Source organism: Achromobacter xylosoxidans A8 (assembly GCF_000165835.1).
Taxonomy (GTDB): Bacteria; Pseudomonadota; Gammaproteobacteria; order Burkholderiales; family Burkholderiaceae_B; genus Achromobacter; species Achromobacter xylosoxidans_B.
In genome coordinates this window covers 4738525-4762319 of the sequence record NC_014640.1, presented here as the reverse complement: position 1 = coordinate 4762319, position 23795 = coordinate 4738525, and the positions used below count along the sequence as shown (strand labels likewise).

Annotated in this window: 20 protein-coding genes; 14 read left to right on the top strand and 6 right to left on the bottom strand. The window is 66.8% G+C overall.

The window, feature by feature from the left end; translation table 11 throughout:
• Positions 1-26: 26 nt before the first annotated feature.
• The 9 genes from AXYL_RS22030 (at position 27) to AXYL_RS21990 (ending at position 9659) form a co-directional block, all read left to right on the top strand.
• A complete protein-coding gene (locus tag AXYL_RS22030; RefSeq protein WP_013395075.1) occupies positions 27-1388 on the top strand; it encodes a CpaF family protein in 1362 nt (453 codons plus the stop codon).
• Positions 1388-2311, top strand: a complete 924-nt coding sequence (locus tag AXYL_RS22025; RefSeq protein WP_013395074.1) for a type II secretion system F family protein — start codon at positions 1388-1390, stop codon at positions 2309-2311. Before AXYL_RS22030 ends, AXYL_RS22025 begins: the two co-directional genes overlap by 1 nt.
• Before the next feature lie 12 nt (positions 2312-2323).
• Positions 2324-3319, top strand: a complete 996-nt coding sequence (locus AXYL_RS22020) for a type II secretion system F family protein (protein ID WP_013395073.1) — start codon at positions 2324-2326, stop codon at positions 3317-3319.
• Positions 3319-4188, top strand: a complete 870-nt coding sequence (locus AXYL_RS22015) for a tetratricopeptide repeat protein (protein WP_013395072.1) — start codon at positions 3319-3321, stop codon at positions 4186-4188. Before AXYL_RS22020 ends, AXYL_RS22015 begins: the two co-directional genes overlap by 1 nt.
• Before the next feature lie 22 nt (positions 4189-4210).
• Positions 4211-4651, top strand: coding sequence for a DUF3613 domain-containing protein (locus AXYL_RS22010; protein ID WP_013395071.1), 441 nt, complete (start codon positions 4211-4213; stop codon positions 4649-4651).
• Between the two features lie 50 nt (positions 4652-4701).
• On the top strand, positions 4702-6795 hold the full coding sequence (locus tag AXYL_RS22005) for a pilus assembly protein TadG-related protein (RefSeq protein WP_237709925.1): 2094 nt from the start codon (positions 4702-4704) through the stop codon (positions 6793-6795).
• Positions 6796-6844: 49 nt separating this feature from the next.
• Entirely contained in the window at positions 6845-8239 is a 1395-nt protein-coding gene (locus AXYL_RS22000) for a sigma 54-interacting transcriptional regulator (protein ID WP_013395069.1), read from the top strand.
• 117 nt (positions 8240-8356) lie between these two features.
• A complete protein-coding gene (locus AXYL_RS21995) occupies positions 8357-9061 on the top strand; it encodes a DUF2968 domain-containing protein (protein ID WP_013395068.1) in 705 nt (234 codons plus the stop codon).
• A 139-nt stretch (positions 9062-9200) separates the two neighbouring features.
• Positions 9201-9659, top strand: a complete 459-nt coding sequence (locus tag AXYL_RS21990) for a DUF1178 family protein (protein ID WP_013395067.1) — start codon at positions 9201-9203, stop codon at positions 9657-9659.
• Between the two features lie 71 nt (positions 9660-9730).
• Here AXYL_RS21990 and efp read toward each other — a convergent pair whose 3' ends face one another.
• The 3 genes from efp to AXYL_RS21975 form a co-directional block, all read right to left on the bottom strand.
• Positions 9731-10291 carry an elongation factor P gene (gene efp / locus AXYL_RS21985; protein WP_013395066.1) on the bottom strand — a complete coding sequence of 187 codons (561 nt, stop codon included), beginning with the start codon at positions 10289-10291 and terminating at the stop codon, positions 9731-9733.
• 144 nt (positions 10292-10435) lie between these two features.
• The gene (earP, locus tag AXYL_RS21980; protein WP_013395065.1) at positions 10436-11548 is read right to left on the bottom strand and encodes an elongation factor P maturation arginine rhamnosyltransferase EarP; all 1113 of its coding nucleotides are present in this window, start codon (positions 11546-11548) and stop codon (positions 10436-10438) included.
• A 6-nt stretch (positions 11549-11554) separates the two neighbouring features.
• Entirely contained in the window at positions 11555-12757 is a 1203-nt protein-coding gene (locus tag AXYL_RS21975) for a DUF2863 family protein (RefSeq protein WP_013395064.1), read from the bottom strand.
• A gap of 209 nt (positions 12758-12966) precedes the next feature.
• Here AXYL_RS21975 and AXYL_RS21970 point away from each other — a divergent pair, with 209 nt between their 5' ends.
• Positions 12967-13743, top strand: a complete 777-nt coding sequence (locus AXYL_RS21970; protein ID WP_013395063.1) for a DODA-type extradiol aromatic ring-opening family dioxygenase — start codon at positions 12967-12969, stop codon at positions 13741-13743.
• 89 nt (positions 13744-13832) lie between these two features.
• On the opposite strand, the gene acnA is transcribed toward AXYL_RS21970, so the two are convergent.
• Both acnA and AXYL_RS21960 read right to left on the bottom strand, forming a co-directional pair.
• Complete coding sequence (gene acnA, locus AXYL_RS21965) at positions 13833-16538, bottom strand: aconitate hydratase AcnA (protein ID WP_013395062.1); 2706 nt, start codon at positions 16536-16538, stop codon at positions 13833-13835.
• 290 nt (positions 16539-16828) lie between these two features.
• Positions 16829-17758, bottom strand: a complete 930-nt coding sequence (locus AXYL_RS21960; RefSeq protein ID WP_013395061.1) for a LysR family transcriptional regulator — start codon at positions 17756-17758, stop codon at positions 16829-16831.
• 148 nt (positions 17759-17906) lie between these two features.
• Between AXYL_RS21960 and AXYL_RS21955 the strand changes: the two genes are divergently transcribed.
• The 3 genes from AXYL_RS21955 to AXYL_RS21945 are packed head-to-tail and all read left to right on the top strand — an operon-like array spanning position 17907 to position 21334.
• On the top strand, positions 17907-18794 hold the full coding sequence (locus tag AXYL_RS21955) for an SDR family oxidoreductase (protein ID WP_041655877.1): 888 nt from the start codon (positions 17907-17909) through the stop codon (positions 18792-18794).
• Positions 18791-20293, top strand: a complete 1503-nt coding sequence (locus AXYL_RS21950) for an AMP-binding protein (RefSeq protein ID WP_013395059.1) — start codon at positions 18791-18793, stop codon at positions 20291-20293. The genes AXYL_RS21955 and AXYL_RS21950 overlap by 4 nt, the downstream gene beginning before the upstream one ends.
• Before the next feature lie 54 nt (positions 20294-20347).
• Entirely contained in the window at positions 20348-21334 is a 987-nt protein-coding gene (locus AXYL_RS21945; protein ID WP_013395058.1) for a Bug family tripartite tricarboxylate transporter substrate binding protein, read from the top strand.
• 72 nt (positions 21335-21406) lie between these two features.
• Here AXYL_RS21945 and AXYL_RS21940 read toward each other — a convergent pair whose 3' ends face one another.
• Positions 21407-22243: a FadR/GntR family transcriptional regulator gene (locus tag AXYL_RS21940; protein WP_013395057.1), complete on the bottom strand. Its 837-nt coding sequence runs from the start codon at positions 22241-22243 to the stop codon at positions 21407-21409.
• A gap of 320 nt (positions 22244-22563) precedes the next feature.
• On the opposite strand from AXYL_RS21940, the gene AXYL_RS21935 reads away from it, so the two are divergent.
• Positions 22564-23763, top strand: a complete 1200-nt coding sequence (locus AXYL_RS21935; RefSeq protein ID WP_013395056.1) for an ABC transporter substrate-binding protein — start codon at positions 22564-22566, stop codon at positions 23761-23763.
• Positions 23764-23795 lie beyond the last annotated feature (32 nt).

Below are 23795 nucleotides of genomic sequence, written 5' to 3'. Positions count from 1 at the left end.
ACAGACGGACGGTAACGGGACCCGACATGATCATGACAGCGACGATAGAGTTCGGCGGCGACGGCGATAAAGGCTTTGTGGCGTCGGACCGCTACCAGGAAGTGAAGACGGCGGCCTACGAGCACCTGCTGTCCCGCATCGAAGAGCTGGGCGCGGAGTTCGGCCGCTGGGCCAGGTCGGCGATCCAGGAGTTCGTGGACATCGAGGTCGCGAGCTTCGTGCGCCTGCGCCGGGTGCCCATCAATGAAGGCGAAATGCGCGCCATCGCCGAGGCGCTGACGAAGGAACTGGCCGGCCTGGGACCCCTGGAGGACCTGCTGGCGGACCCGGCCGTGGAAGACATCCTGATCAACGGCTACGACAACGTTTTCGTCTCGCGCCGCGGCGTGCTGGCCCGCGAGACGCTGCGCTTCACCGACAACCAGCACGTGCTGCGCATCGTGCGCCGCATCCTGGCCCCGATCGGCCGCCGGCTGGACGAATCCAGCCCCATGGTGGATGCGCGCCTGCCCGACGGCGGCCGCCTGAACGTGGTGATCGAGCCGCTGGCGGTGGACGGCCCCATGGTGTCGATCCGCAAATTCCGCCAGGACCCGCTCAAGCCGGCGGACCTGCTGACGCTGGGCAGCTTCGACGAAGAGATCTACCGGCTGCTGAACGAGGCGGTGAAGAACCGCTGCAATATCCTGGTGTCCGGCGGCACCAGCTCGGGCAAGACTTCGCTGCTGAACGCGCTGGCGTTCTTCATCCCCGAAACGGAACGCGTGGTGACGGTGGAGGACACCGCCGAACTGTCGCTCAACCATCCGCATGTGGTGCGGCTGGAATCGCGTCAGGGGGGCTTTGACGGCAGCGGCGCCGTCACCATCCGCGAGCTGATCCGCAACAGCCTGCGGATGCGGCCGGACCGGGTGGTGGTGGGGGAAGTGCGCGGCGCCGAGGTCATGGACATGCTGCAAGCCATGAACACCGGGCACGAAGGTTCGATGGCGACGATCCACGCGAACTCTCCGCGCGAATGCCTGTACCGCATCGAGATGCTGGCCGGCTTCGCCGGTTTCCAGGGCAGCGAGGACAGCCTGCGCCGGCAGATCGCCAGCGCGCTGGATTTCATCGTGCAGATCGGGCGCCTGTCCAACGGCAAGCGCCGGGTGTTGTCGGTGACCGAGATCACGGGCATGGGCGACAACGTGATCTCCACGCAAGAGCTCTATCGCCACGAATCCTATGCGGCGCCGGACGGCGAGGAGAAGGACCGCTGGACCTGGCTGGGCATCCACCCCCATACGCCCAAGCTGGCAAAAATGCGCAACGAAGCGCGCGCCAACGACAACCCGCCGGACGACCGCGATGGCGGGGGCGGCGGATTCTGGAGCAGGAGGCGCTGATGCTGGAAGCCCTGGTGCTTGCGATCCTGGCGGCGGTGCTGGCGATCGGCGCGGTGCTGCTGTGGCGCCATGCCGGCCGCAGCGCGCGCCGGGCGGCCAGCTCCGCCTTTTTGGAAAGCCAACTGCAGCGGGGCCGGGACGAGGCCAGCGCCGATGCGCCCTTTGCCGAGAGCTCGCGCGAATTCCGCAGCGGCTTTTCCGGCTGGGACCGCTTGCTGCGCCTGGCCGGACTGCGGCAAAGCGTCGGCCTGTATTTGCGCATCGCGCTTCCTGTCGTTGCTGGCGCAGCGCTGGCCTGGGTTTTGCTGGGTCCGCTGTCGGGAGCGGTGACCTTGCTGCTGCTGGCCGTGTTTGCCTACTTCCTGCTGTGGCTGCGGGCCGACAAACGCCAGCGGCGCATGATCTCGCAGTTGCCCGCGTTCCTGGACAACATCGTGCGCCTGCTCACCATCGGCAACAGCATGGGCGCGGCGTTCCAGACTGCCGCGGCCGCCACCGACGAACCCTTGCGCGAGGTGGTGGAAACGGCGTCCAGCCTGAGCCGCTCCAAGGAGCTGGACGCGGCGCTGGCGCAAGTATCGCGTCTGTACGGGCTGAAGGAGCTGTACATGGTCGCGGCGGTGGTGTCGCTGGCCATGCGCTTCGGCGGCCGCAGCGACCAGGTGCTGGAACGCATGGCGGCCTTCATGCGCGACGTGGCCCAGGCGCGCAACGAATTGACCGCGAGTTCGGCCGAGGTCCGGCTGTCAGCCTGGATCCTGGCCTTGCTGCCCGTGGGCATCGCGGGCTTCATCATCGTTGCGAACAACAACCTGTTCATGGGCCTGTGGCAAGACCCGCAGGGTTTCAGGATGCTGCTGACCGCCGTGTGCCTGCAGGTCGGCGGTTGCTATTGGCTGTATCGCATGGCCAAGGCCATTTGAAGGGAGCGCCGCATGGACACCCTGCAATCCTGGAACGCAACCACCGTGCTGGCGATGGCGCTGATGCTGGTGGCTGCCGGCCTGGTGGTGTTGGGCCTGGGAATGGCGCGGCGCCTGCGCAGCCAGAGCCGCAGCCGCCAGGTGGTGGATCAGGCGCTGGCCGCGCGCGAGGGTGGCGCGGCCTCGGCGCCCCTGCGCGGCGAAGGCGGGCAGGGGCGGCTGGCGGCGGCAACGCGGGCGGCCGACACCTTCGGCAAACGCCTGAGCGAAGGCCGGCTGGCCGACGCGCTGTTGGCTTCCGAGGACCGCAAGCTGGTGGACATGGCGGGCTATGCCAATCCTGGCACCGCGCGTTCGCGTTTCGTGCTGATCCGGGTCGGCCTGGCGATCCTGCTGCCGGTGGCGGCGGTCACGCTGGACTTGAGCAAGCACCTTCCCGACATGCCGATGGGCGCATTGGTCGCGGGTTTTCTCGGCTTCGCGATCGGCTACATGCTGCCCAAATGGATCGTGCAGCGGCGCCTGGCGCGCCGCCGCAGGCAGGCGGCCGACGAGCTGCCCCTGCTGATAGACCTGCTGCGCCTGTTGCAGGGCGTGGGCCTGTCGATCGACCAGAGCCTGCAGGTGCTGGTCAAGGAGTTCGGCCAGGTGCTGCCGGTGCTGGCGTTTGAATTGCGCCTGGCCTCCGAACTGTATGTGCGCGGCCGCACGCGCGAGCAATCGCTGGCCAGGCTGGCCGCGGGCTTCGACAACGACGACCTGTCCGCCATCTGCCGCCTGATCGCGCAGGTCGACCAGCACGGCGGCGCGGTGCAGGAGCCCTTGAACCGCTTCGGCGAACGCCTGCGGGACAAGCGGCGCCTGGAATTGAAGGAGAAGGTGGGCAAGACCACGGTCAAGATGACCGGGGTCATGATCGTGACGCTGCTGCCCGCGCTGTTGATCGTGACGGGCGGGGCGGGGTTTATCGCGGTATTGCGCGGCTTGTCGCGCATGGGGGGCATGTAATGAACGGCGGAACGGAAAGCAGGTCGCGCGCATGGCGTTGCGCGCTGGCGGCCACGGTGCTGGCTGCGGGCGCGGGCTTGAGTGGATGCAAGACCAACAACGCGGAATCCGCCTGGCAGCTGATCCAGCAACAGCAGCAGGAACAGGCCTTGATGCGTCAGAAGGAAGACGAGGCCCAGAGCAAGAGCCGGCCCAAGGAACCAGAGATGATGCTGTCCATGATCGTCGAGGCGCAGCGCCAGGAGCGCTATTACGCGTCGCTCGCGTACATCGATGGCTATCAGCAGAAGTACGGCAACGACGCGCGGGTGGCGGTGCTGCGCGCCGAGGCGCTGCGCCAGACCGGACAGGCGGCGCAGAGTGAGCAGGCCTACCGCGCGCTGACCGCCACCGACCAGGCCGCCGAGGGCTGGCATGGCCTGGGCTTGATCGCCGGTTCGCGCGGGCAGTTCGACCAGGCGGCCGACTACTTTTCGCGCGCGGCCAGGTTGGCGCCCATGGACGCTCGGATCCTGGGCGACCTGGGCTACGCGCGCCTGCGGGCGGGCGATCCGGCGGGCGCGCGCGTGCCCCTGGGGCAGGCGGCTGAATTGACGCCGGAAAGCGGCAAGGTGCTGGCGAACCTGGCGGTGCTGCTGCTGGTCGAGGGCGATCCGCTCAAGGCGCAGCGTCTGATGGAGCGGGCGCAACTGAGCGAGGAAGCGCGCGGCCAGGTGCTGCGACTGGCCGCCGAGATCCGCGGCCAACTGGCCCCGGTGCCGGGCGCGTCCTACGCGCCGGCGACCAGGGTGTCCAGCGGCGGGCAGACGGTCATGCCGATGATGAGCCCTTTGATGGAAGGGCTGGGCAACGGCCCCATCGTGCGCTAACCCTGTCTTGAGGAAGACTGCCATGTCTCATTCGACCCAGCACGCATTGTTCATCCTGGTCTGCGCCCTGGGGGCGCTGGCGCCTTCCGCCGGCCATGCGCAATCCAATGCGCCGCTGACGGGCAGCATGTCGGGCGCTCCGAGCGGCGCGCCCGCGCCGGCGTCTGCGTCTGCGCCTGCGCCCGCATCGACCCCCGCAGCCGCCATGCCCGACCGGCCGGTGGTGCAGCAGATGCAGACTCCGCTGCCGCAAGCGCCGGCCGCCGCGCCCGCGGCGCAGGAGGGTTTCGGCGATGTGACGCGCGGCCTGTTGGCGGCGCAGGCCGACGGCCGGCGCGCCGGTAATGCCTTGCCCGTGCTGGGGCCGGTCTCCACGGCGGCCTGGAACCGCTATCTGGAAAGCTTCAAGCGTCCGATTCCAGAGTGGTTCGACCGGAATGTGGAGATCCCCAACGTCCAGTGAATCCAGGGAACCTGTTTCTCCGCCGCCTGCGGAAACGGAGTCGCAATAGCATGTCTGCCGGCCGTCCACATCCTTCCTCGCCGCCGCGGCAACGCGGCAGCATGACCGTCGCCGTGGTCTTCGCGGTGCTGGTGGGAGTGGTGTTGCTGGGCGTGCTGCAGCTCGCCTACGGCTACTACATGAAGCGCGAGATGCAGAAGGCGGCGGATCTGGCGGCGCTGTCGGCCGTGCAGGTCCTGAACCTGGGCTCCAGCGCGGATTGCGCCCGGGCCGCCGCCGCGGGCAAGGCCTCGGCCCTGGCCAATGTGCCGAACATCCTCGACTTGTTCACGGCCGCGGATTTCACGGTGGAATGCAAGGTGTGGGATCCGACACGGTCCGACGCGTCCGGCATGCATGTCTTCGACGCGGCGGGCGGGCAGGCCTATAACGCGGTGCGGGTTGCGGTGCGCAAGCAGCTGGCCAATCTGATCCCCGGCGTGGGCGGGGTCACGGCGTCGGTCGCGGCGGTGGCCACCAACACGCAGCCGGTGGCCACCTTCACGGTGGGATCGCGGCTGCTGCGGCTGGAGCGGGGCGGCCTGCTGTCGCAATTGCTGGCCACGGCGGGGGCGTCGCCCACGCAACTGGATGTGCTGGACGCCGCCGGCCTGGCCAATGTCGGCATCACCCCGGCCGGCCTGCTGGAAGCGCTGGGCCTGCCGCTGTCGGTGGCGGCCGGCGTGGGCACGCCCGAGCAATTGACGGCGCTAAGCAACCTCACCCTGGGTCAGCTCCTGCGCGCCACGCTGAGCGTCATCGACAAGCAGAGAACCGCAAACGCCGATGTCGGGCTGCTGAGCGGGGCCATTAACACGGTGTTGGACCTGATGCCGCTGAACCTGCCCGTGAAACTGTTCGGCGACGGCGGCGTGCTGAATCTGGACGTGGTGGGCGGCGATCCCAGCGCCGCCTTGCAGGCCAAGGTCAATGCGCTCAACATTCTGGAAACCGGCCTGGCCATTGCCAACGGCAGCAACCTGATCAATCTGGGATTGAGCGTGCCGCTGCTGGGACTGGACGCGCGGGTGCGCATTGTCGAGCCGCCTGCGGTGGCGGTAGGTGGCGTAGGCGTGCAGGCCGTCAGCGCCGGCATTCGCGTGTATCTGCGCGTCAACACCAGCACCATCCCGCTGGTGGGGCCTTTGCTGGCCAACACCCTGAACACCAAAGTGGACCTGCCCATCATCATCGACGTGGCGCAATCCACGGGCACGCTGCGCAAGCTGTGCGAAGCGCCGCTGGCCGAAAACCAGGCGATGATCGACGTGACCTCGGCCGCGGCCAGCGTCTGCCTGGGACGTTTCCCGGGCATGGAGTCCAACACCGACACCAAATCCGCCAATTTCCAGTCGCTCACCAACCGCTGCGAACCCAGCGCATTCGGCTCCGTTGGCCGCTACCAGGTCTTGAACGTGCTGGGCATACTGCCGCTCACTGCCAGGGTTGCGCTGCCGGTGTTCAATTCCTCGGCGCCCGTGCCGGTGACCTTGACCGCGCCGCCGTCGCCCAATTCCACCGCGACCGTCAACGCCACCAACCTGGACCTGTCCAAGCTGGTCGCGAATCTGGCGGACGCGCTGATCGGCGGCATCCTGGGCGACCTCTACAGTACCGGCACGCCGTTGAGCGCAAAGGAACGCAGCGACCTCGCAGCCAAACTGGTGGGCGAAGACCCGAACAACGCGGGCAAGACGGTCTCGAAAGTCGTCAACGACATGCAGTGGTCCAAGACCGCGATGGACCAGTTGGGTACACGCCTGACCACGGGCGGCCTGACAGGGGTGCTGGGCGGCACGCTGCAATTGGTCGGAAATATTCTCAAATCGCTCTTGGCGGCGCCGCTCAGCGACGTAGCCTGCGCCCTGTTCTTTGCGCCGGACAAGATACGCCTGTGCCGCATCGATGCGGTCGGCACGCTGGCCTTGAGCGGCGATGACCAGGTGGGCGGTGTGCTGTCCGTCGTCATGGCTTTGCTGGCCCCTCTGCTGGATTCGCTGTCGGCGGTGCTGCAGCAGTTGCTGAACGCGCTGGGCCTGAGCCTGGGCCAGACCGACGTATCCCTGATCTCCGTGGATTGCGGCAAGCCCCGCCTGGTGTACTGATGACGAAGCTCCTGACCCCTATCCCTTTCCTTCACGCATGGTCCAAGCGATGAGCCAGAATTTCGCGCGCGAAGAATTCGATGTGTACGTCTGGGAGGGCACCTCCGACATCGCCAGCCGCGCCGAACGCTGCCTGGCGGGCATGGACGTGTCGCTGCTGCGGGCGGACGCCGGCACCGCATTTCCGCCGCCGCGCGACCTGACCCGGCCGGCCGTGGCCCTGGTGTCGGTCTCCGTGATGGGCGACAAGCGCTTCAGCGGCTATGACTGGCTGGCGGCGCAGGGCCTGCCTGTCATCTGGGTGGCCGCGGAAGCGCGCGGGCGCGACCCGCGCTATTACCCGCCGGAATACTCCTATACGCTGCCGCTGACGTTCACGACGGCCGACCTGCGCAAGCTGCTGTATGAGCTGCTGGGCACGCTGAATCAGCTCACGCGTTCTGCGCCGCGCCGCGAGCAGCCGCTGATCGCCGTGTCCGCGAGCATGCAGGACCTGCTGGCCGAGGCGGAAATGTATGCCGACTGTCGCAGCAACGTGCTGATCCATGGCGAGACCGGCGTAGGCAAGGAGCGCATTGCCCGCCTGCTGCACGACCATGCCGCCTGGTTCGGCGGCCCCTTTGTGGCGGTCAACTGCGGCGCCATCCCCGAAGGCCTGTTCGAGGCGCATTTCTTCGGCCACGCCAAGGGCGCTTTCACCGGCGCGATAGGCGCGCACAAGGGCTACTTCGAGCAGGCCAGCGGCGGCACGCTGTTCCTCGACGAGATCGGCGATCTGCCGCTGTACCAGCAGGTCAAGCTCTTGCGCGTCCTGGAACAAAGCACGGTGACGCGGCTGGGCTCGACCGTGGAGGTGCCGGTGGACTTCCGCCTGGTCGCCGCCACCAACAAGGATTTGCGGGTGCTGGTGGGGCAGGACGAATTCCGCGCAGACCTGTACTACCGGCTGGCCGTCATCGAACTGCGCATCCCCAACCTGGAGCAGCGCGGGCCGGAAGAAAAGGCGGCGATCTTCCGCGCCTTGCTGCAGGGCCAGGGCGTGGACAGCGAACCGCCCCAATGGCTGCTGGACCGCGTCTCACGCACGCGCTACGAGGGCAATGTGCGCGAGCTGTCCAACGTCGCCGAGCGCGTCGCCATCGTGCGGCGGCAATTCCAGGCCTGGGACCCGCCGCGCATCGAACGCATTTTCGACCAGTTGGCCGAACCGCTGCGCGTGGCAGGCGCGGCGGCCGGCGCGCGGGCCGAGCCCGCCGTCTTCACCGATGCCGAACGCGCGGAGCGCGAGCGTGTGCTGGCGGCGCTGGACGCCAACGGCTGGCGCCGCCAGGACACCGCCCACACGTTGGGCATCAGCCGCAAGGTGTTGTGGGAAAAAATGCGCAAGCTGCAACTGGGCGCAGGCCAGGGCGAACCCGCCGATGGCGTTGCCGAGACCGTATGAACACGCAATAGGGAATGGCCCGTAGGGGGCGACAGTTCCGGGTCCGCCGCATGTAAGCGCGTCTGTCCCGGCCGCAATAAATTGCTATAGTTCCGCAACGATTTTTTTGGGGAAGGCATGAACGTCCAATTTATCCGTGGCGCCGTCCGCATGGCGCTGTTGGGCACGGCCCTGTCCGGCCTGGCCGCTTGCGCCAGCGCGCAATCCGAAGCGCCCCGGCCCACGGTTAAACAGGTCGAGGATACCCAGGCGGCATCCACGCCCGTGACTCCCCCCGCGCCGCCGCCGGCCGCGCGCCCGGCCTCCACGCTGTCGGAGCTGCAAAGCCTGATCCAGAGCCGCCAGGTGTCGGAGTTGCGCACCGCCTACAACGGCACCTACGGCGCCAGCCTGCTGTTCAAGCCGGACGACCTGACCTATTACGTCGCCCTGTTCCAGCAAAAGGATTTCTGGCGCGTGGTGAAGACCAAGTCGGACAAGCAGGCCGAAGCGACTTACCGCGCCTTCGTCGCCCAATCGGCCGACCTGGCCGAGGTGGACATCAAGCGCATCAAGATGCAGGCCGAGTACGCGCATGCCGAGAAGCTGCTGGCCAGCCGCAGCGCCGAACTGAGCACCTTGCAGGCCGACCGCACGCTACGCATGCAGCAGGAAGAGCAGGTGGCGGCGCGCCAGGAGCAATCGCGCCAGGAAGCCACGGCGCTGGCCGATCAGCAGAAGGACGTGCGCCAGCAACTGCGTGATCTGCAACGCCAGATCGACGCCTTGCAGGCGCAGCAGGCGCAGGTGGGGAATCCCTCCGCGCAGAACCGCGCCAAATAAGCCTTCGGGCAGCCGGAAAAGCGGGCCTGCGGGCCCGCTTTGTCCTGGGCAGCCGGGAAAGGCATTGCGCACGCCAGGGACTAGCAGCCCGAGGCGCGCGCTTTCTTGTATTCTGGGAGTTGCACCCCATATAGACGCCATGGCACTTAAAGTTTTCGACCTCCAGTGCGAGCACAGCCACATTTTCGAGGGCTGGTTCAGTTCGCACGAAGACTACGACGCGCAACAGGCGCGCGGCCTCGTCACGTGCCCGGTTTGCGGTTCCGCCAGCATCACGAAGCGGCTGTCCGCGCCGCGCTTGAACGTCGCCCACCTGCACGCGCCGGCAGCCCAGCCGGCCGTGCTTGCCAACGCCTCCGACGCCGACAAGATGGCGGCCTTGCAGGCGGCCGTGATGCGCCAGGTGCGCACGCTGTTGCGCAATACCGAGAACGTGGGGCCGCGATTCGCGGAAGAAGCGCGCCGCATCCACGAAGGCGATGCCGATGACCGCCCGATCCGCGGCACGGCGACGCCCGAGGAGCGCGTGGCGCTGGCCGACGAGGGCATCGACGTCATGGCCGTGCCGGACTTCCTGGACGACGAGCGCTTGCAGTAGCGCCAGTGCGCACCGCGGCAATAAAAAAGCCAGACCCGAAGGTCTGGCTTTTTTTCTGCCTGCTTGCCGGATCAGTTGTTGACGCGGCTGCGGTATTCGTTCGTGCGGGTGTCGATTTCGATCCTGTCGCCGATGGCGCAGAACAGCGGCACGTTCAGTTCGTAGCCGGTGTTGATCTTGGCGGGCTTGGTCACCTTGCCCGAGGTATCGCCACGCACGGCGGGTTCGGTGTAGGTGATTTCGCGCACGATGGTCGTGGGCAGTTCAACCGAAATGGCGCGGCCGTCGTAGAAGACCACTTCCACGGGCATCGCTTCTTCCAGGTAGTTCAGGGCGTCGCCCATGCTTTCGGCTTCGATTTCGTACTGGTTGTACTCTTCGTCCATGAAGACGTACATCGGGTCGCCGAAGTAGGAGTAGGTGCACTCCTTGCGGTCGAGCTGGACGACTTCGAACTTTTCGTCGGCCTTGTAGACCGATTCGCTGGCCGAGGCGGTCAGCAGGTTCTTGAACTTCAGCTTCACAACAGCGGCGTTGCGGCCAGACTTGTTGTATTCGGCCTTCTGGACCACGAGGGGATCCTTGCCGACCATGACCACGTTGCCGACTCGCAATTCCTGAGCGGTTTTCATCGATAAAACTCCGGGGGTGATGGGTGCACTCGCCGTGCTTGCAAAAAGCCGCCGCAGCTATAGCTTCTAGCGGCTTCGTGCACACCCCGGGAGGCGTCATAGTAGAGGCCCGACAAATACAGGGCGCTCGGAAAACTCTCTATTCTAACGTTTCTTGGCCAAGTCTGCGCAAAAATCAGCCAGATTTTCGGCAAGATCCGGCAGCGCCGCCTGGCTCGCGTCCCAGGCCCGCGCGGCGGCGGCCCAGTCCGCCCAGGCGGCTGGCGCCAGGGCGGCCGGCAGCGCCGCGGAGGTTGCGCCGGTTTCCGCTTGGTTCCAGGCGCGGATCAGCGCGTGGGCAGTTTCCGGGGCCGGATAGCGGGCCAGCCAGGCCTCCAGCTTTTCCAGGTGCACGTTTTCATCCTGGGGATAGATCTGCCAGACCAGCGGGCGCGCGGCCCAGGCGGCGCGCACGAAGGAATCCTCGCCGCGCACGAAGTTCAGGTCGCAGCACCACAGCAGCCGGTCGAAATCCGGCTGCGCGACGAAGGGCAGCCGGGCGATCAGCGGAGCGCCCGGCGTCACGCAGGCAGCTTCCAGGCCGGGGGCCACGCCCTCGGGCGCCAGCAGCACGCTGGGGCGCGGGTCGGCGGACAGCGCAGCGGCCAGCGCCGCCACCGGCGCGGTGGGGTAGCAAAACAGGGACACGGTGCGTGCGCCGTCGCGGCGGCGCAACAGCAGATCTTGCCCCACCCCCAGCGATCGCAGGAAGGCCTCCTGATCTTGCGGCGATGCCTGTAGGAGGTCCCGTTCGGCTGACAGGCCGGGTTCGCGCAGCAGGCCGCCGGTGGCGGCGGTGAAACCGGGGAAGTAGAAGTGCTTGACCAGCCCGTCCGGCCGTTGCGAGGGCAGGCCGTGGCAGCTTTCCACCCAGGCCTCGGCGCTCAGGTATTCCAGGTTGATCCAGGCCGGATGCACCCGGCGCATGCTGTCCAGGAACGCCTCGGGAGGATCGCAGGCGAAGGCCTCGATCACCACGTCGCGGGCGCTGAGCGCCGGATCCGGCGTATCTGACCAGTGCACGATGTCGATGCCGACCAGTTGCTGGCGCGGCAGCCCGGCAACGATGCCGGGCTGGATGCGCGCAAAGCTGGCAAGGTCGTCGACCCACAGGCGCACATCCCAGCCGCGGCCGTGCGCCAGCCGGCGGGCCAGCCGCCAGCAGACGCCGATGTCGCCGTAGTTGTCGACGACCCGGCAGAAGATGTCCGCTTGCATTGCCGCCTAGTGGAACTTGGCCGGGGAGGCTTCCGCGTCCTCGGGCAGTTCGGCGTGCACCAGTTCGCCCAGGGGATTCGGGAAGTAGGGCGCGCCGCAGTCTTCGCAATACTCGGGCGGCAGCACGCCGGGGATGCGGCGCACTTCGGTCACGCCGTATTCCTTCAGCAGCGCGGCGATCTCGTCGACCACGTCGGGCTGGCCTTCATCGGCCGGCAGGTCTTCTTCGCGGCCATACAGGGGCCAGACGCAGCCGTAGTAGACGTCGTTGCTGCTGCGGGCGGTAAAGCCGATGCGATACTCGTCGATGCGGCTTTCGCCGCAGCCGGCCACCACTGCCCGCAATTGGGAGGCTTCGAGGCTGACCGCGCCTTCGAGCCAGCTGACCGCCGCGCGCAGCGACAGCGGGCGTACCCGCCGGTCGGCTTCGCGGTTGCTGACGTAGTAGGCGTCGGGCAGCAGGGCTTCGAAACCGCAGCCGGGCAGCAGATTGGCCAGGGTGGGCTGGGCCTGCGCCGCCCATTGTTCCTGGCAGGCGTCGCGGCTGGCCTCGGCCTCGCCCAGCTGTTCCTGCCAGCGGAAGATCGGCTCGCCTTCGGGCACCGCGACGGCCGCCACGATGTAGCGCGTGTCGGCCAGCATGTTGGCCGTTTCGGTCTCGGTATTCAGGGCGGGCTTGGTGGTTTCGGCGCCCAGCGCCTGCGTGCCCAGGCGCTGCAGCCATTGCCAGGTTTCGGAGAAGGTGCGCGGCATCTGGTCCACGCTGACCAGCATGGGCATCAGCGTGCTGCGAGCCTTGCTGGACAGGACATGGCCGTGCAGCTGCGCGACCAGCGCCTGTTGCGCGCTGGCCGAAATCGGACCGGTAGGGATGGCGTAGCGGGTCCAGGCGACGATGGGCGCCACGACCAGCAAAATGTCATGGCGGACGCCATTTTTCTCGATCTTCATCGATTCGGACAGGGTTTCGGCCTGTTCGATCAGGATCTCGTAGGCGCCCACATCGCTCTGGGCAAGGTGGTCCAGGGCCGCTTCCAGGGGGGCGTCCTGCCCCGCCTTCAGCAACTTCGGAATCGCTTCGCCAAGCAGGTTCTCCCAGAACACGTCTTCGAGGCGGCTGCCCGAGCGGTTGAGCGCCTGGGCAAGCGTGACCAGTTTGGCGGCGTCACGGGTGAGGCGGGGAGCGGATTGGCTGCGGGATCGGGCCATAACTTCGGGGAGCGTCCAGTAAGTGTGCAACTTCGTAGTTTAACGCCCGGCGCGCACTGCGGCGCGACGGCCCTGCCAGAGCTCGCAGCGATGAGCCTATGAGCTTACTGATGCTTAAGTAGCAATAGTTAATGTCAATTAAGGTTATTTATTGCTGAGATGAAACGGCGGAAAATGCTCACATCGACTCAATATCAGGAGGCACCGCCATGCGCTGGCCTACGCTTTTCGTTTCCCATGGATCCCCCATGCTCGCCGTCGAGCCCGGCCAGACCGGCCCGGCGCTAGCCGCCTGGAGCGCGGCGCAAGGCCGCAAGCCCAAAGGCATCCTGGTGGTGTCGCCGCACTGGATGGGCGAGGGCCTGGCATTGTCCACCCGCGACCGCCAGGTGGCCTGGCACGATTTCGGCGGTTTTCCGCAGGAACTCTATACGCTGCAGTACCCGGCTCCCGGCTCGCCTGAGCTGGCGGCGCGGGTGCAGGGCTTGCTGGCCGAGTCGGGCATCGTCGCCGACCTGGATCCGCGCCGTCCGCTGGACCATGGCGCCTGGGTGCCGCTGCGCTACCTCTATCCGGAAGCGGACGTGCCCGTGGTGCAACTGTCCCTGGACATGGGCCGCGACGCGGCCGGGCAATTGGAACTCGGCCGCGCGCTGGCCCGACTGCGGGACGAGGACATCCTGGTCATCGGCTCGGGCTCGCTGACGCACAACCTGCGCCACGTGCGCATGCCGCAGGACGCGCCCGCGCTGCCCTATGTGCCGGCCTTCCAGCAGTGGTACGCCGACAAGCTTGCCGGGCGCGACCTGCCGGCGCTGCTGGACTGGGAAGCGCAGGCGCCGGGCGCGGCGCAGGCCCATCCGCACGACGACCACCTGATGCCGCTGTACGTGGCGCTGGGTGCAGGCGGGGCGGGCTTTCGACGCCTGAACGACGAAGTCTCCTACGGCGCGCTGGCGATGGACGCCTACGAGTTCGCGGACTGATCGGGCGCAGCCGCCGAGCCGCGCTCGCAATGAAAATGCCCCGGCAACCTCGCGGTTGCCGGGGCATTGCTTTGCTGATCAGGCAGGGATCAGGCCGCCAGCAGTTGGCGCAGCACGAAGGGCAGGATGCCGCCGTGTTGGTAGTAGTCCACCTCGATCGGGGTGTCGATGCGCAGCAGCACCGTGACGTCCTGCTTCGAACCATCCTTGCGGGTGATCGTCAGCGTCACGTCCTGCATCGGCTTGATGCCGTTTTCCAGGCCCGAGATGTCATAGGTTTCCTCGCCGGTAATGCCCAGCGACTGCACGCTGTCCGCGCCCTTGAACTGCAGGGGCAGCACGCCCATGCCGACCAGGTTGCTGCGGTGGATGCGTTCGAAGCTGCGGGTGATCACGGCCTTCACGCCCAGCAGCTGGGTGCCCTTGGCGGCCCAGTCGCGCGACGAGCCGGTGCCGTACTCTTCGCCGCCGAACACCACGGTGGGCGTGCCGGCGCCGACGTACTTCATGGCCGCGTCATAGATGGACATCTGCTCGCCGCTGGGCTGGAACAGGGTGTCGCCGCCTTCGAAGCGGCTGCCGTCCGGCAGCGCCGGGATCATGAGGTTCTTGATGCGCACGTTGGCGAAGGTGCCGCGCATCATGATCTCGTGGTTGCCGCGGCGCGAACCGTAGCTGTTGAAGTCGGCCTTCATGACGCCGTTTTCCTTCAGCCACTTGCCCGCGGGCGAGGTTTCCTTGATGGAGCCGGCCGGCGAGATGTGGTCGGTGGTGACCGAGTCGCCGAACACGCCCAGCGCGCGCGCGCCCTTGACCGCCGGCATCGCGCCCGGCGTCATGCCGAAGCCGTCGAAGAAGGGCGGCTCGGCGATGTAGGTGGAATCAGGCCAGTTGTAGGTATCGCCGGTGACGCCCTTGATGTTCTCCCAGAGCTTGCCGGGATTGCTCTTGACCTGGCCGTAGTTGGCTTCGAAGGCCTTGGGATCCAGGGCGTACTTCAGCAGCGACTCGACTTCCTCGGTGGTCGGCCAGATGTCGCCCAGCCAGACGTCGCCGTTCTTGCCGCGGCCCACGGGTTCGGTCATCAGGTCGCGCGTGACCGTGCCGGCCAGGGCGTAGGCCACCACCAGCGGCGGCGAGGCCAGGAAGTTGGCCTTGATGTTCGGGTGGATGCGGGCTTCGAAGTTGCGGTTGCCCGAGAGCACGGCCGAGCAGATCAGGTCGTTGCCGGTGATGGCTTCGTTCAGGTCCGGGGTCAGGTCGCCGGCGTTGCCGATGCAGGTGGTGCAGCCGTAGGCGGCGACGTCGAAGCCGAGCTTTTCCAGGTAGGGCAGGAGGCCCGTCTTGGTCAGGTATTCAGTGACCACACGGGAGCCAGGGGCCAGCGAGGTCTTGATGTGCTTGGGCACGGTCATGCCGGCTTCGACGGCCTTCTTGGCCAGCAAGCCGGCCGCCAGCAGCACGCTGGGGTTGGACGTGTTGGTGCAGGACGTGATGGCGGCGATCAGGACGTCGCCGTTCTTGACCTTGGTGCCGGCGCTGGTGGTGAACGTCTGTTCCAGTTTCTCGGCCGGTTGGTTGAAGCCGTTCTCGGCGACCGGCTTGGAGTACAGGTCGATGAAGGTGTTCTTGACGTTGCCGATCTCGATGCGGTCCTGCGGACGCTTCGGGCCCGCCAGCGACGGCGCGACGGTGGACAGGTCCAGCGTCAGCAGCTTGGTGAAATTGATGTCCTTTGCCTTGGGCACGCCGAACATCTTCTGGGCCTTGAAGTAGGCTTCGAAGGCGGCGATTTCGTCTTCCGTGCGGCCGGTGCCGCGGAAGTAGTCGATGGTGCGTTCGTCGACCGGGAAGAAGCCCATGGTGGCGCCGTATTCCGGCGCCATGTTGCCGATGGTGGCGCGTTCGGCCACGGACAGGCTGGCGGTGCCTTCGCCGCAGAATTCGACGAACTTGCCCACCACTTTCTCGCGGCGCAGCATTTCAGTTATGGTCAGCACCAGGTCGGTGGCGGTGACGCCGCCGCGCAGCTTGCCCTTGAGTTCCACGCCGACCACGTCGGGGGTCAGGAAGTACACGGGCTGGCCCAGCATGCCGGCTTCGGCTTCGATGCCGCCCACGCCCCAGCCCACCACGCCGATGCCGTTGATCATGGTGGTGTGGCTGTCGGTGCCCACCAGCGAGTCGGGGTAGTAGACGTTGTTCTGCTTATCCAGGTGCACGCCGCGCGCCAGGTATTCCAGGTTGACCTGGTGGACGATGCCGAAGCCCGGAGGCACGACGCCGAAAGTGTCGAACGCCTGCATGCCCCACTTCATGAACTGGTAGCGCTCCTGGTTGCGCTTGAATTCCAGCTTCATGTTCAGGTCCAGCGCATTCTTGGTGCCGAAGTAGTCGATCATGACCGAGTGGTCCACCACCAGGTCCACCGGCACCAGCGGTTCAATGCTCTTGGGGCTCTTGCCCATCTTGTCGGCCACCGAACGCATGGCGGCGATGTCGGCCAGCAGCGGCACGCCGGTGAAGTCCTGCAGCACCACGCGGGCCACCACGAACGGAATTTCGTCTTCACGGCGGGCATTGGCCTGCCAGTTGGCCAGCTGCTTGACGTGCTCTTCGGTTACCTTCTTGCCGTCGCAATTGCGCAGCACGGACTCCAGCACGATGCGGATCGAAACCGGGAGCCGCTGCACGTCGATGCCGAGGGACTTGCCCAGCGCCGGCAGCGAATAGTACTGACAGGATTTATTGCCGATCTTGAAATTCTTGAGGGTGTCTAGGGTGTTGTGCGGCATGATGGACTCCGTGGTTTTGCCCGGTTGAAGCCGGCATTTTCTGGCGTTTTTGGGCATTTGTCATTCTATGTGAGACTGACGCCTGCGCGGCTGCATGTCTTATATCTTATATAAGACTTAGCCGGACCGTCAAAGTTCCCCTACTGCAATCAGGGGCGGCGCGGCTTTTGGCCTCACCCGATACTCTGGCCGAGGCGCGCGCGAGCCGCAAGCCTCTTTTATCAAGAAAGTCCTACGCGGATGTTGCGGCGCGCCGCGGCGAGCCGGGAACGATGGCGGCCGCCCGGCCGCTATGCCAGGAAATGGCGCAGCAGCGCGGTCAGCTCCGTGCGCAGGAAATCGACCACCGCGCGCTGCGCGGTCGAGGGGTAGGGATTGGGCGTGGTCAGGATGAACAGCTTGTCGCCCGGCCCCATGGCTTGGTAGGCGGGGAGCACGGGCGTCAGGCGGCCCGCCGCGATGTCCGCGTACACCACATAGGCGGGCAGCAGCGCCACGCCCGCGCCGGCGCGCGCGGCCTGGGCCAGGAACGGGAAATACTCCGATTGCAGCCGCGGCGCGAGCTTGGCCTCGTGCAGCTGGTCCTTGCGGCGCAGGCGCAGCGTGACCAGGGGCCTGGGATCGGGCGGACCGAGGAAGTGCAGGCGCGCAAGGTCGCGCGGATGGGCCGGCGCGCCGAATTGTTCCAGATAAGAGGGCGCCGCGCACAGCACCCATTTGACGTCGCCGAGCGCGCGCGCCACGTAATCCTGGGGCGGGGTGGTCATCACCCGCAACGCCACATCGATTTCCGAGGAAATCAGGTCGCTCACCCGGTTGGAAAACAGCACGCGCAGGGTCAGCGAGGGATGGCGCAGGGCGAAACTCACCAGCAGCGGGCGCAATTGGTCCAGCTCGCCCAGCCCGGTGGGAATGCTGAGCCGGACATGGCCCGCCGGTTCCGAGCCCAGCTTCTGCAGGGCGTGGCGGGCGGATTCGACCTCGCGCGCCATGCGCGCGCCGTGTTCATACAGCACCGAGCCTTGCTGCGTCAGTTCCAGCCTGCGGGTGCTGCGCCGGATGAGCTGGGCGCCGAAAGCCCGTTCCAGCTTCTGCAGGTTGCGGCTGACGTGCGAACGGGTCACGCCGTGGCGCACCGCCGCTTCGCTCAGCGTGCCCGCGTCGACGATGGTGACGAACAGCTGTATCAGATTGAGATCCAACGCGGGCAGGGCGGGCATGCGCGGTCTTATTGTTGACTGTGAGGAAACATAGTTTACGCAAACTGCGGGATTGTCGCGGCGTGGCGCTGGTTGATATTCTGGCCTCCACCAAACAGGAGACCAGGCCATGCCTCAAAACCAGCCCGGCGGGACCGCCCCGCAAACCATGTTCCGCGCCGACCTGTTCCGTGGCCAGCGCATCCTCGTCACCGGCGGCGGCACCGGCCTGGGCTACGCCATGGCCGAGCGGCTGGCGGCGCTGGGCGCGTCGCTGCACCTTTGGGGGCGCCGCGCCGCCGTGCTGGAAGAAGCCGCCGCGGGCCTGCGCGAACGGTACGGCGCGGAGGTCCACGTCCAGGCGGTGGATATCCGCGATGCCGAGGCGGTGGACGCCGCCGTCGAAGCCATCTGGACCGGGCATGGCGCGCTGACCGGCCTGGTCAACAACGCCGCGGGGAACTTCATCAGCCCCACCGAGAAGCTCTCGCCGCGCGGCTTCAACGCCATCGCCGACACGGTGTTCCGCGGCACTTTCTACACCACCCAGGCCGTGGGCAAGCGCTGGATTGCGCAAGGCACGGGCGGGGCCGTGCTGTCTATCGTGGTGACCTGGGTCTGGACCGGTTCGCCCTTCGTGGTTCCCTCGGCCATGTCCAAGGCCGGCATAGACGCCATGACCAAGTCGCTGGCCATCGAATGGGGCCGCCACGGCATTCGCCTCAACGCCATCGCGCCGGGCGTGATTCCGACCGAAGGCGCCAGCGCGCGCCTGCGGCCCAAGGACCAGGGCGCTGACACCCAGACGCAGCAGAACCCGATGCGGCGTCTCGGCACCGGACACGACATAGGCGAACTCGCCGCTTTCCTGCTGAGTCCGGGCTACGACTGGATCAACGGCCAGACCATCGCGCTGGATGGCGGCGACTATCTGGCCAACGGCGCCTATTTCAAGCAGTACGCCGAATGGAGCGACGCCGACTGGGCTGCCGCGCGTCAGGCGATCGAAGCGCGCACCGCGCAGGACAAGGCGCAGCGCAGCACGGAGGCCTCATGACGGACAGCACCATCCATGCGGGCGGCGAGCGTCTGTCAGGCGCCGCGCTGGCGGCGCGCGGCGAGCAGGTCGCCGCCGGCCTGGCTGCGATGGGCGTGGGGGAAGGCGACGTGATCGCTGTGCTGCTGCGCAACGGCCTGCCTTACCTGGAGATCATCCAGGCCTGCAAGCGGCTGGGTTGCTACTACTGCCCGATCAACTGGCATTTCACTGCCGCCGAAGTGGCGTTCCTGATTGAAGACAGCGGCGCCCGGCTGCTGATTGCCCACGCCGACCTGTGGCAGCCGCTGCGCGATGCGCTGCCGGCCGGTCTGCCTGTGCTGCTGGCCGGCCCTGGCGCGGCGCAGCCCGGGCAGGCGGACTACGACGCCTGGCGCGACAGCCAGCCGCCCTACGATGGTCCGCGCGTGGCGCCGCGCGGCCACATGGCCTATACCTCCGGCACTACCGGCCGGCCCAAGGGGGTGGTGCGCGCGCCATTTCCGCTGGAACACCTGGCGCGCCACCAGCAACAGGTCGAAGCGGTGGTGGAAGCGGCCTACGGCCTGCGCCCGGGCTCGCGCGCCTTGCTGCCCGCGCCGATTTATCACAGCGCGCCCAGCGTGTACGCACAGGTGGCCTTGCGGGTCTGCGAGACCTTCGTGCTGACCGACAGGTTCGACCCCATCGAGGTGCTACGCCTGATCGAGACGCATCGCATCGATACGGTCTACCTGGTCCCCATCATGTACGTGCGCCTGTTGAAGCTGGATGCCGCCACGCGCGCCGCATACGACTTGTCGTCGCTGCGCTTCGTGGCCTCGACGGGCGCACCCTGCGCGCCGGAAATCAAGCGCGCCATGATCGAATGGTTGGGCCCCGTCATCCATGAAACCTATGCCTCCAGCGAGGCCGGGATGGTCACGGTCATCGATTCGCACGAAGCGCTCGCCCGCCCCGGCAGCGCCGGCCGGCCCGTCGGCGGGGCGCAGATCAGGATCTATGCCGAGGACGGGTCGCCTTGCGCGGCGGGCGAAATCGGGCGGATCCACGTGCGCCAGCCGGCCTATGCGGACTTTACCTATCGCAACAATCCCCAGGCCCGCGCCGAGGTCGAGAAGGACGGGCTCATCGGCCTGGGCGACCTGGGCTATCTGGATGCGGACGGCTATCTGTACGTATGCGACCGCGAATCGGATCTGGTGATCTCGGGCGGCGTGAACATCTATCCCGCCGAGATCGAGCATCAGTTGATGCAGTATCCGGGCGTGGCGGATTGCGCCGTGTTCGGCGTGCCCGATGACGAATACGGAGAGCGGCTGATGGCGCTGGTGCAGCCCGCGGCGGGGGCCTTGCCCGAGGCCGAGGCGCTGACGCAATGGCTGACGCAACGGCTCGCGCGCTACAAGGTGCCGCGCGAACTGCAACTGCGCGCGGAACTGCCGCGCGACGACAACGGCAAGATCGCCAAGCGCAGGCTGCGCGCCGAATTCTGGGCGGGCAGGCAGCGCAAGGTATAGCGGAGCGCGGCGCACGGCCGCGACAACAAGAGCACGATAGCTCGGGAGACAAGCATGGCATACAGACTGAACCACAGGCTGCGTCGCATCGCGGCCGCAACGATCTTCGCGCTCGCGGGCCCTTCCGCCGTGTTGGCGGCGTTTCCGGACAAGCCGGTCAAACTGGTCGTGCCGTACACGCCAGGAGGATCCGCCGACCAATTGTCGCGGGTGTTGGCCGAGGGCATGTCGCGCGACCTCGGGCAACCCGTGGTCGTGGAGAACAAGCCCGGCGCCAACACCATGATCGCCGCCACCCAGGTAGCGCGATCCGCACCTGACGGCTATACGGTTTTTCTCGCCAGCAACGCCAGCATGGTGCTCAATCCCATGCTCTACCAGCGCATCGCCTATGACGCCGCCCGCGACTTCCGCGTGCTCGGCATCGCGGCCGAATTGCCGCTGGTGGTGGTGGCCAACAACGAGGTGCCGGCCGGCTCGTTGGCTGAATTCGTCACCTATGCCAAGGCGCAGCCTGGCAAGCTGAACTACGCCTCCGTGGGCATCGGCAATCCGCTGCAGTTGGCGACCGAACTGCTGAAATCACGCACCGGCATGGACGTGGCGCATATCCCGTACAACGGCAGCGCGCCCGCGCTGACCTCACTGATGGGCAACGACACGCAACTCATGGTGGACGTGGTCAGCACGTCGCTGCCGCTGGTGCGGGAACGCAAGATCAAGGCACTGGCCGTCACCACCGCGGAAAGGCTGGCCGTGCTGCCGGAGGTGCCGACCGTGGCGGAAAGCGGCTTTCCGGGATTCCGCGCCGCCACCTGGTTTGGCCTGGCCGTGCCGCGCGCCGTGCCGCAGGCCGAGGCGCAGCGCCTGCAGGCGGCGCTGGACAAGGTACTGAAGGATCCGGCGTTCCGCGGCCGCTTCGAACCGCTGGGCCTGGTGATCCAGGCGCCGCGCAGCCAGGCCGACGTCGACGCCTATGTGCAGGAAGACCGCCAGCGCTGGGGCGCGGTGATCGAGTCCAATCACATCAAGCTGGACTGAGTCGGCGACGGCCGGGGGAGTGAGCCCGGCTGGTTCGCACCGCTTGAGGGTTGGCGCAAGCGGCCGCCGCCCTCAGGCCTTCTTGCTGCCGCCGCGCCGAGCCTTGCGCGTGACGTTGCGCCGCGACATCTCGGAGTCCAGGATCAACCGGCCCTCGAGCTTGCCGTGCATGCGCTTGACCGAGCGCATCGCGTCCTGCATGTGCCCGCTCATCAGGTCGCGCACCTGTTCGACGTCGCGCTCGCGCGCCGCCGCCAGGATCTTGCGGTGGAAACCCGCGTTGGCGCTGCCGAAGCGCTGCTGTTCGGACAACGGCATCTCGTTGTCGAACACGGTCAGTTGCCGGATCATTTCGTTGGTCATCTCGCAGCTGAACCGCAGGAACGGATTGGGGCAGGCCGCGGCGAAGATGTCGTGGAAATTGATCTCTTCCTGGCGCTGTGCCAGCGGATCGTCCACATGTTCTGCGGACGGATCGCAGCAGGCGATGTTTTCCTCCAGCGCGGCGAAATGCGCCTCTGTCAGGAAGGGCACGGCGCTGGCTGCCAGTTCGGGCTCCAGCAGCTTGCGCACCTGGTAGATGTCCTCGATCCGCACTTCCTTGAAGAAAAGGTAGTTCTGCATCAGCTGGAAAGTGCGGTCCAGCGGCACCTCGACCACGGTGCCGCCGCCGCCCGGTCCGGTGCTGACCTTCACCAGTCCCTGCACCTCCAGCGATTTGAGCGCTTCGCGCATGGTGCTCTTGCTGACCGAGAACATGCTTTGCAACTCGCTCTCGCGCGGCAGCTTGTCGCCTGGCAACAGGTTCTTGGCCGTGATCAGCCGCTTGATCTCCTCGGCGACCAGGTCGCTGCGCTTGGGCGGACTCGACGCGCCCGCGGCTTGTAGGTCATGACTGTTGAACGCCATTGCGTTCCTCCGTTGCTGCGTGGTGTGCGCGGGGTGGCCCCGTGGCGGTACTGCGCGGACCCCGGGTTATACCTGATGCGCCCGCTATTGACAGAGCCGGCTCGCCAAACTGATCATGATAATAATCCTATTTATCATGATAAATAGGATGGTAGTCGCAGTATAGGCACGAAGCGCCAGGACTTGCGAGTACGCCCGCGTGGCGGCGGCCCTGGCACGGGAGCTCGGAGCAGACAGAGTCGGAATGGGGACGCGCATGGTGCGCGCCCGACATCGTCAATATGCCGCGGCAGCGCCAGCGGCAGCCAGGGAGAACCATCTTGAATCGCCGCAACCTGCTGAAAATGGCCGCGCTTGGCGCGGTGCCCGGATCATTGTGGGCCGCCCGGTCCGCGTTGGCGCAAGCCGATGCCATCCAGTTCGGGTGTCCGGTGCCCATGTCGGGTGCTTTTGCCGCCAACGGCAAGTACGCCGACCTGGGTATGAAACTGGCGCTGGAACAGTACGGCCGCGCGCTGGACCGGCCGCTGGCCTACACCGTGCTGGACACCGAGGGCAAGCCGGCAACGGCGGTGCGCAAGGTGCAGGAAATCTCGCAACAGAAGGGCGTCAAGTTCTTCGCCGGAGGCATCCTGTCATCAGAGGCGCTGGCCATGGGCAAGGAAGTCGAGCGCGCCGGCGGCGTCTTCATCACCACCGCGGGCGCGGACGAAATCACCGGCAAGGATTGCAACCGCGCGACCTTCCGCTGGTCCGTACCCACCTTCGGCGCCATCGAACAGACCGTGCGCCCCTTGCTCGAAAAGCTGCCCAACGCCAAGCGCTGGTACACCATCACGCCGCAATACGTGTTCGGCGACGGCCTGCTCGGCGCGGCCAAGGCGATCTTCAAGGAAAAAGGCATCGAGCATGTGGGCAACAGCTACCACTCGCTGACCGAGAAGGAGTTCAGCGGCTACCTCACCAACGCCATGGCGGCCAAGCCGGACGTGCTGCTGATCCTGAATTTCGGCTCGCAGTCCTCGGACACGTTGCGCCAGGCCGTCAGCTTCGGCATGAAGCAGAACTGCACCATCCTGGTGGCCTGGGCGTCGGGCCTGGAACAGTTCGAAGGCCTGGGCGCCGACCTGTGCGAAGGCGTGTATTTCGGCGCGCAGTACTGGCACGGCATCGACTCGCCGCTGAACAAGGAACTGGTGCAGCTGTCCCGGGACAAGACGCGCGCCAATCCCAACTACAGCCTGGCGGGCTCCTACATCTGCACCCGCATCATGCTGGACGCCATCGCCCGGGCCGGCAGCGCCGACCCGGCCAAGGTCATCGCCGTGATGGAGGGCATGGCCTACGAAGGCCTGACGGGCAAGGAGGAAATCCGCAAGGAAGACCACCAGGTCCTGAAGAACTACTACCTGCTCAAGGGCCGCGCCAAGAAGGACATGAAGGACAAGGACGACTATGCCGAGATCGTGCATAGCGGCCGCTCTTTCCTGCCGCCCGCGGAGACCGGCTGCAAGCTGTAGCGCGCCCCTGAGGCGGGCGACCGCGGACGCGC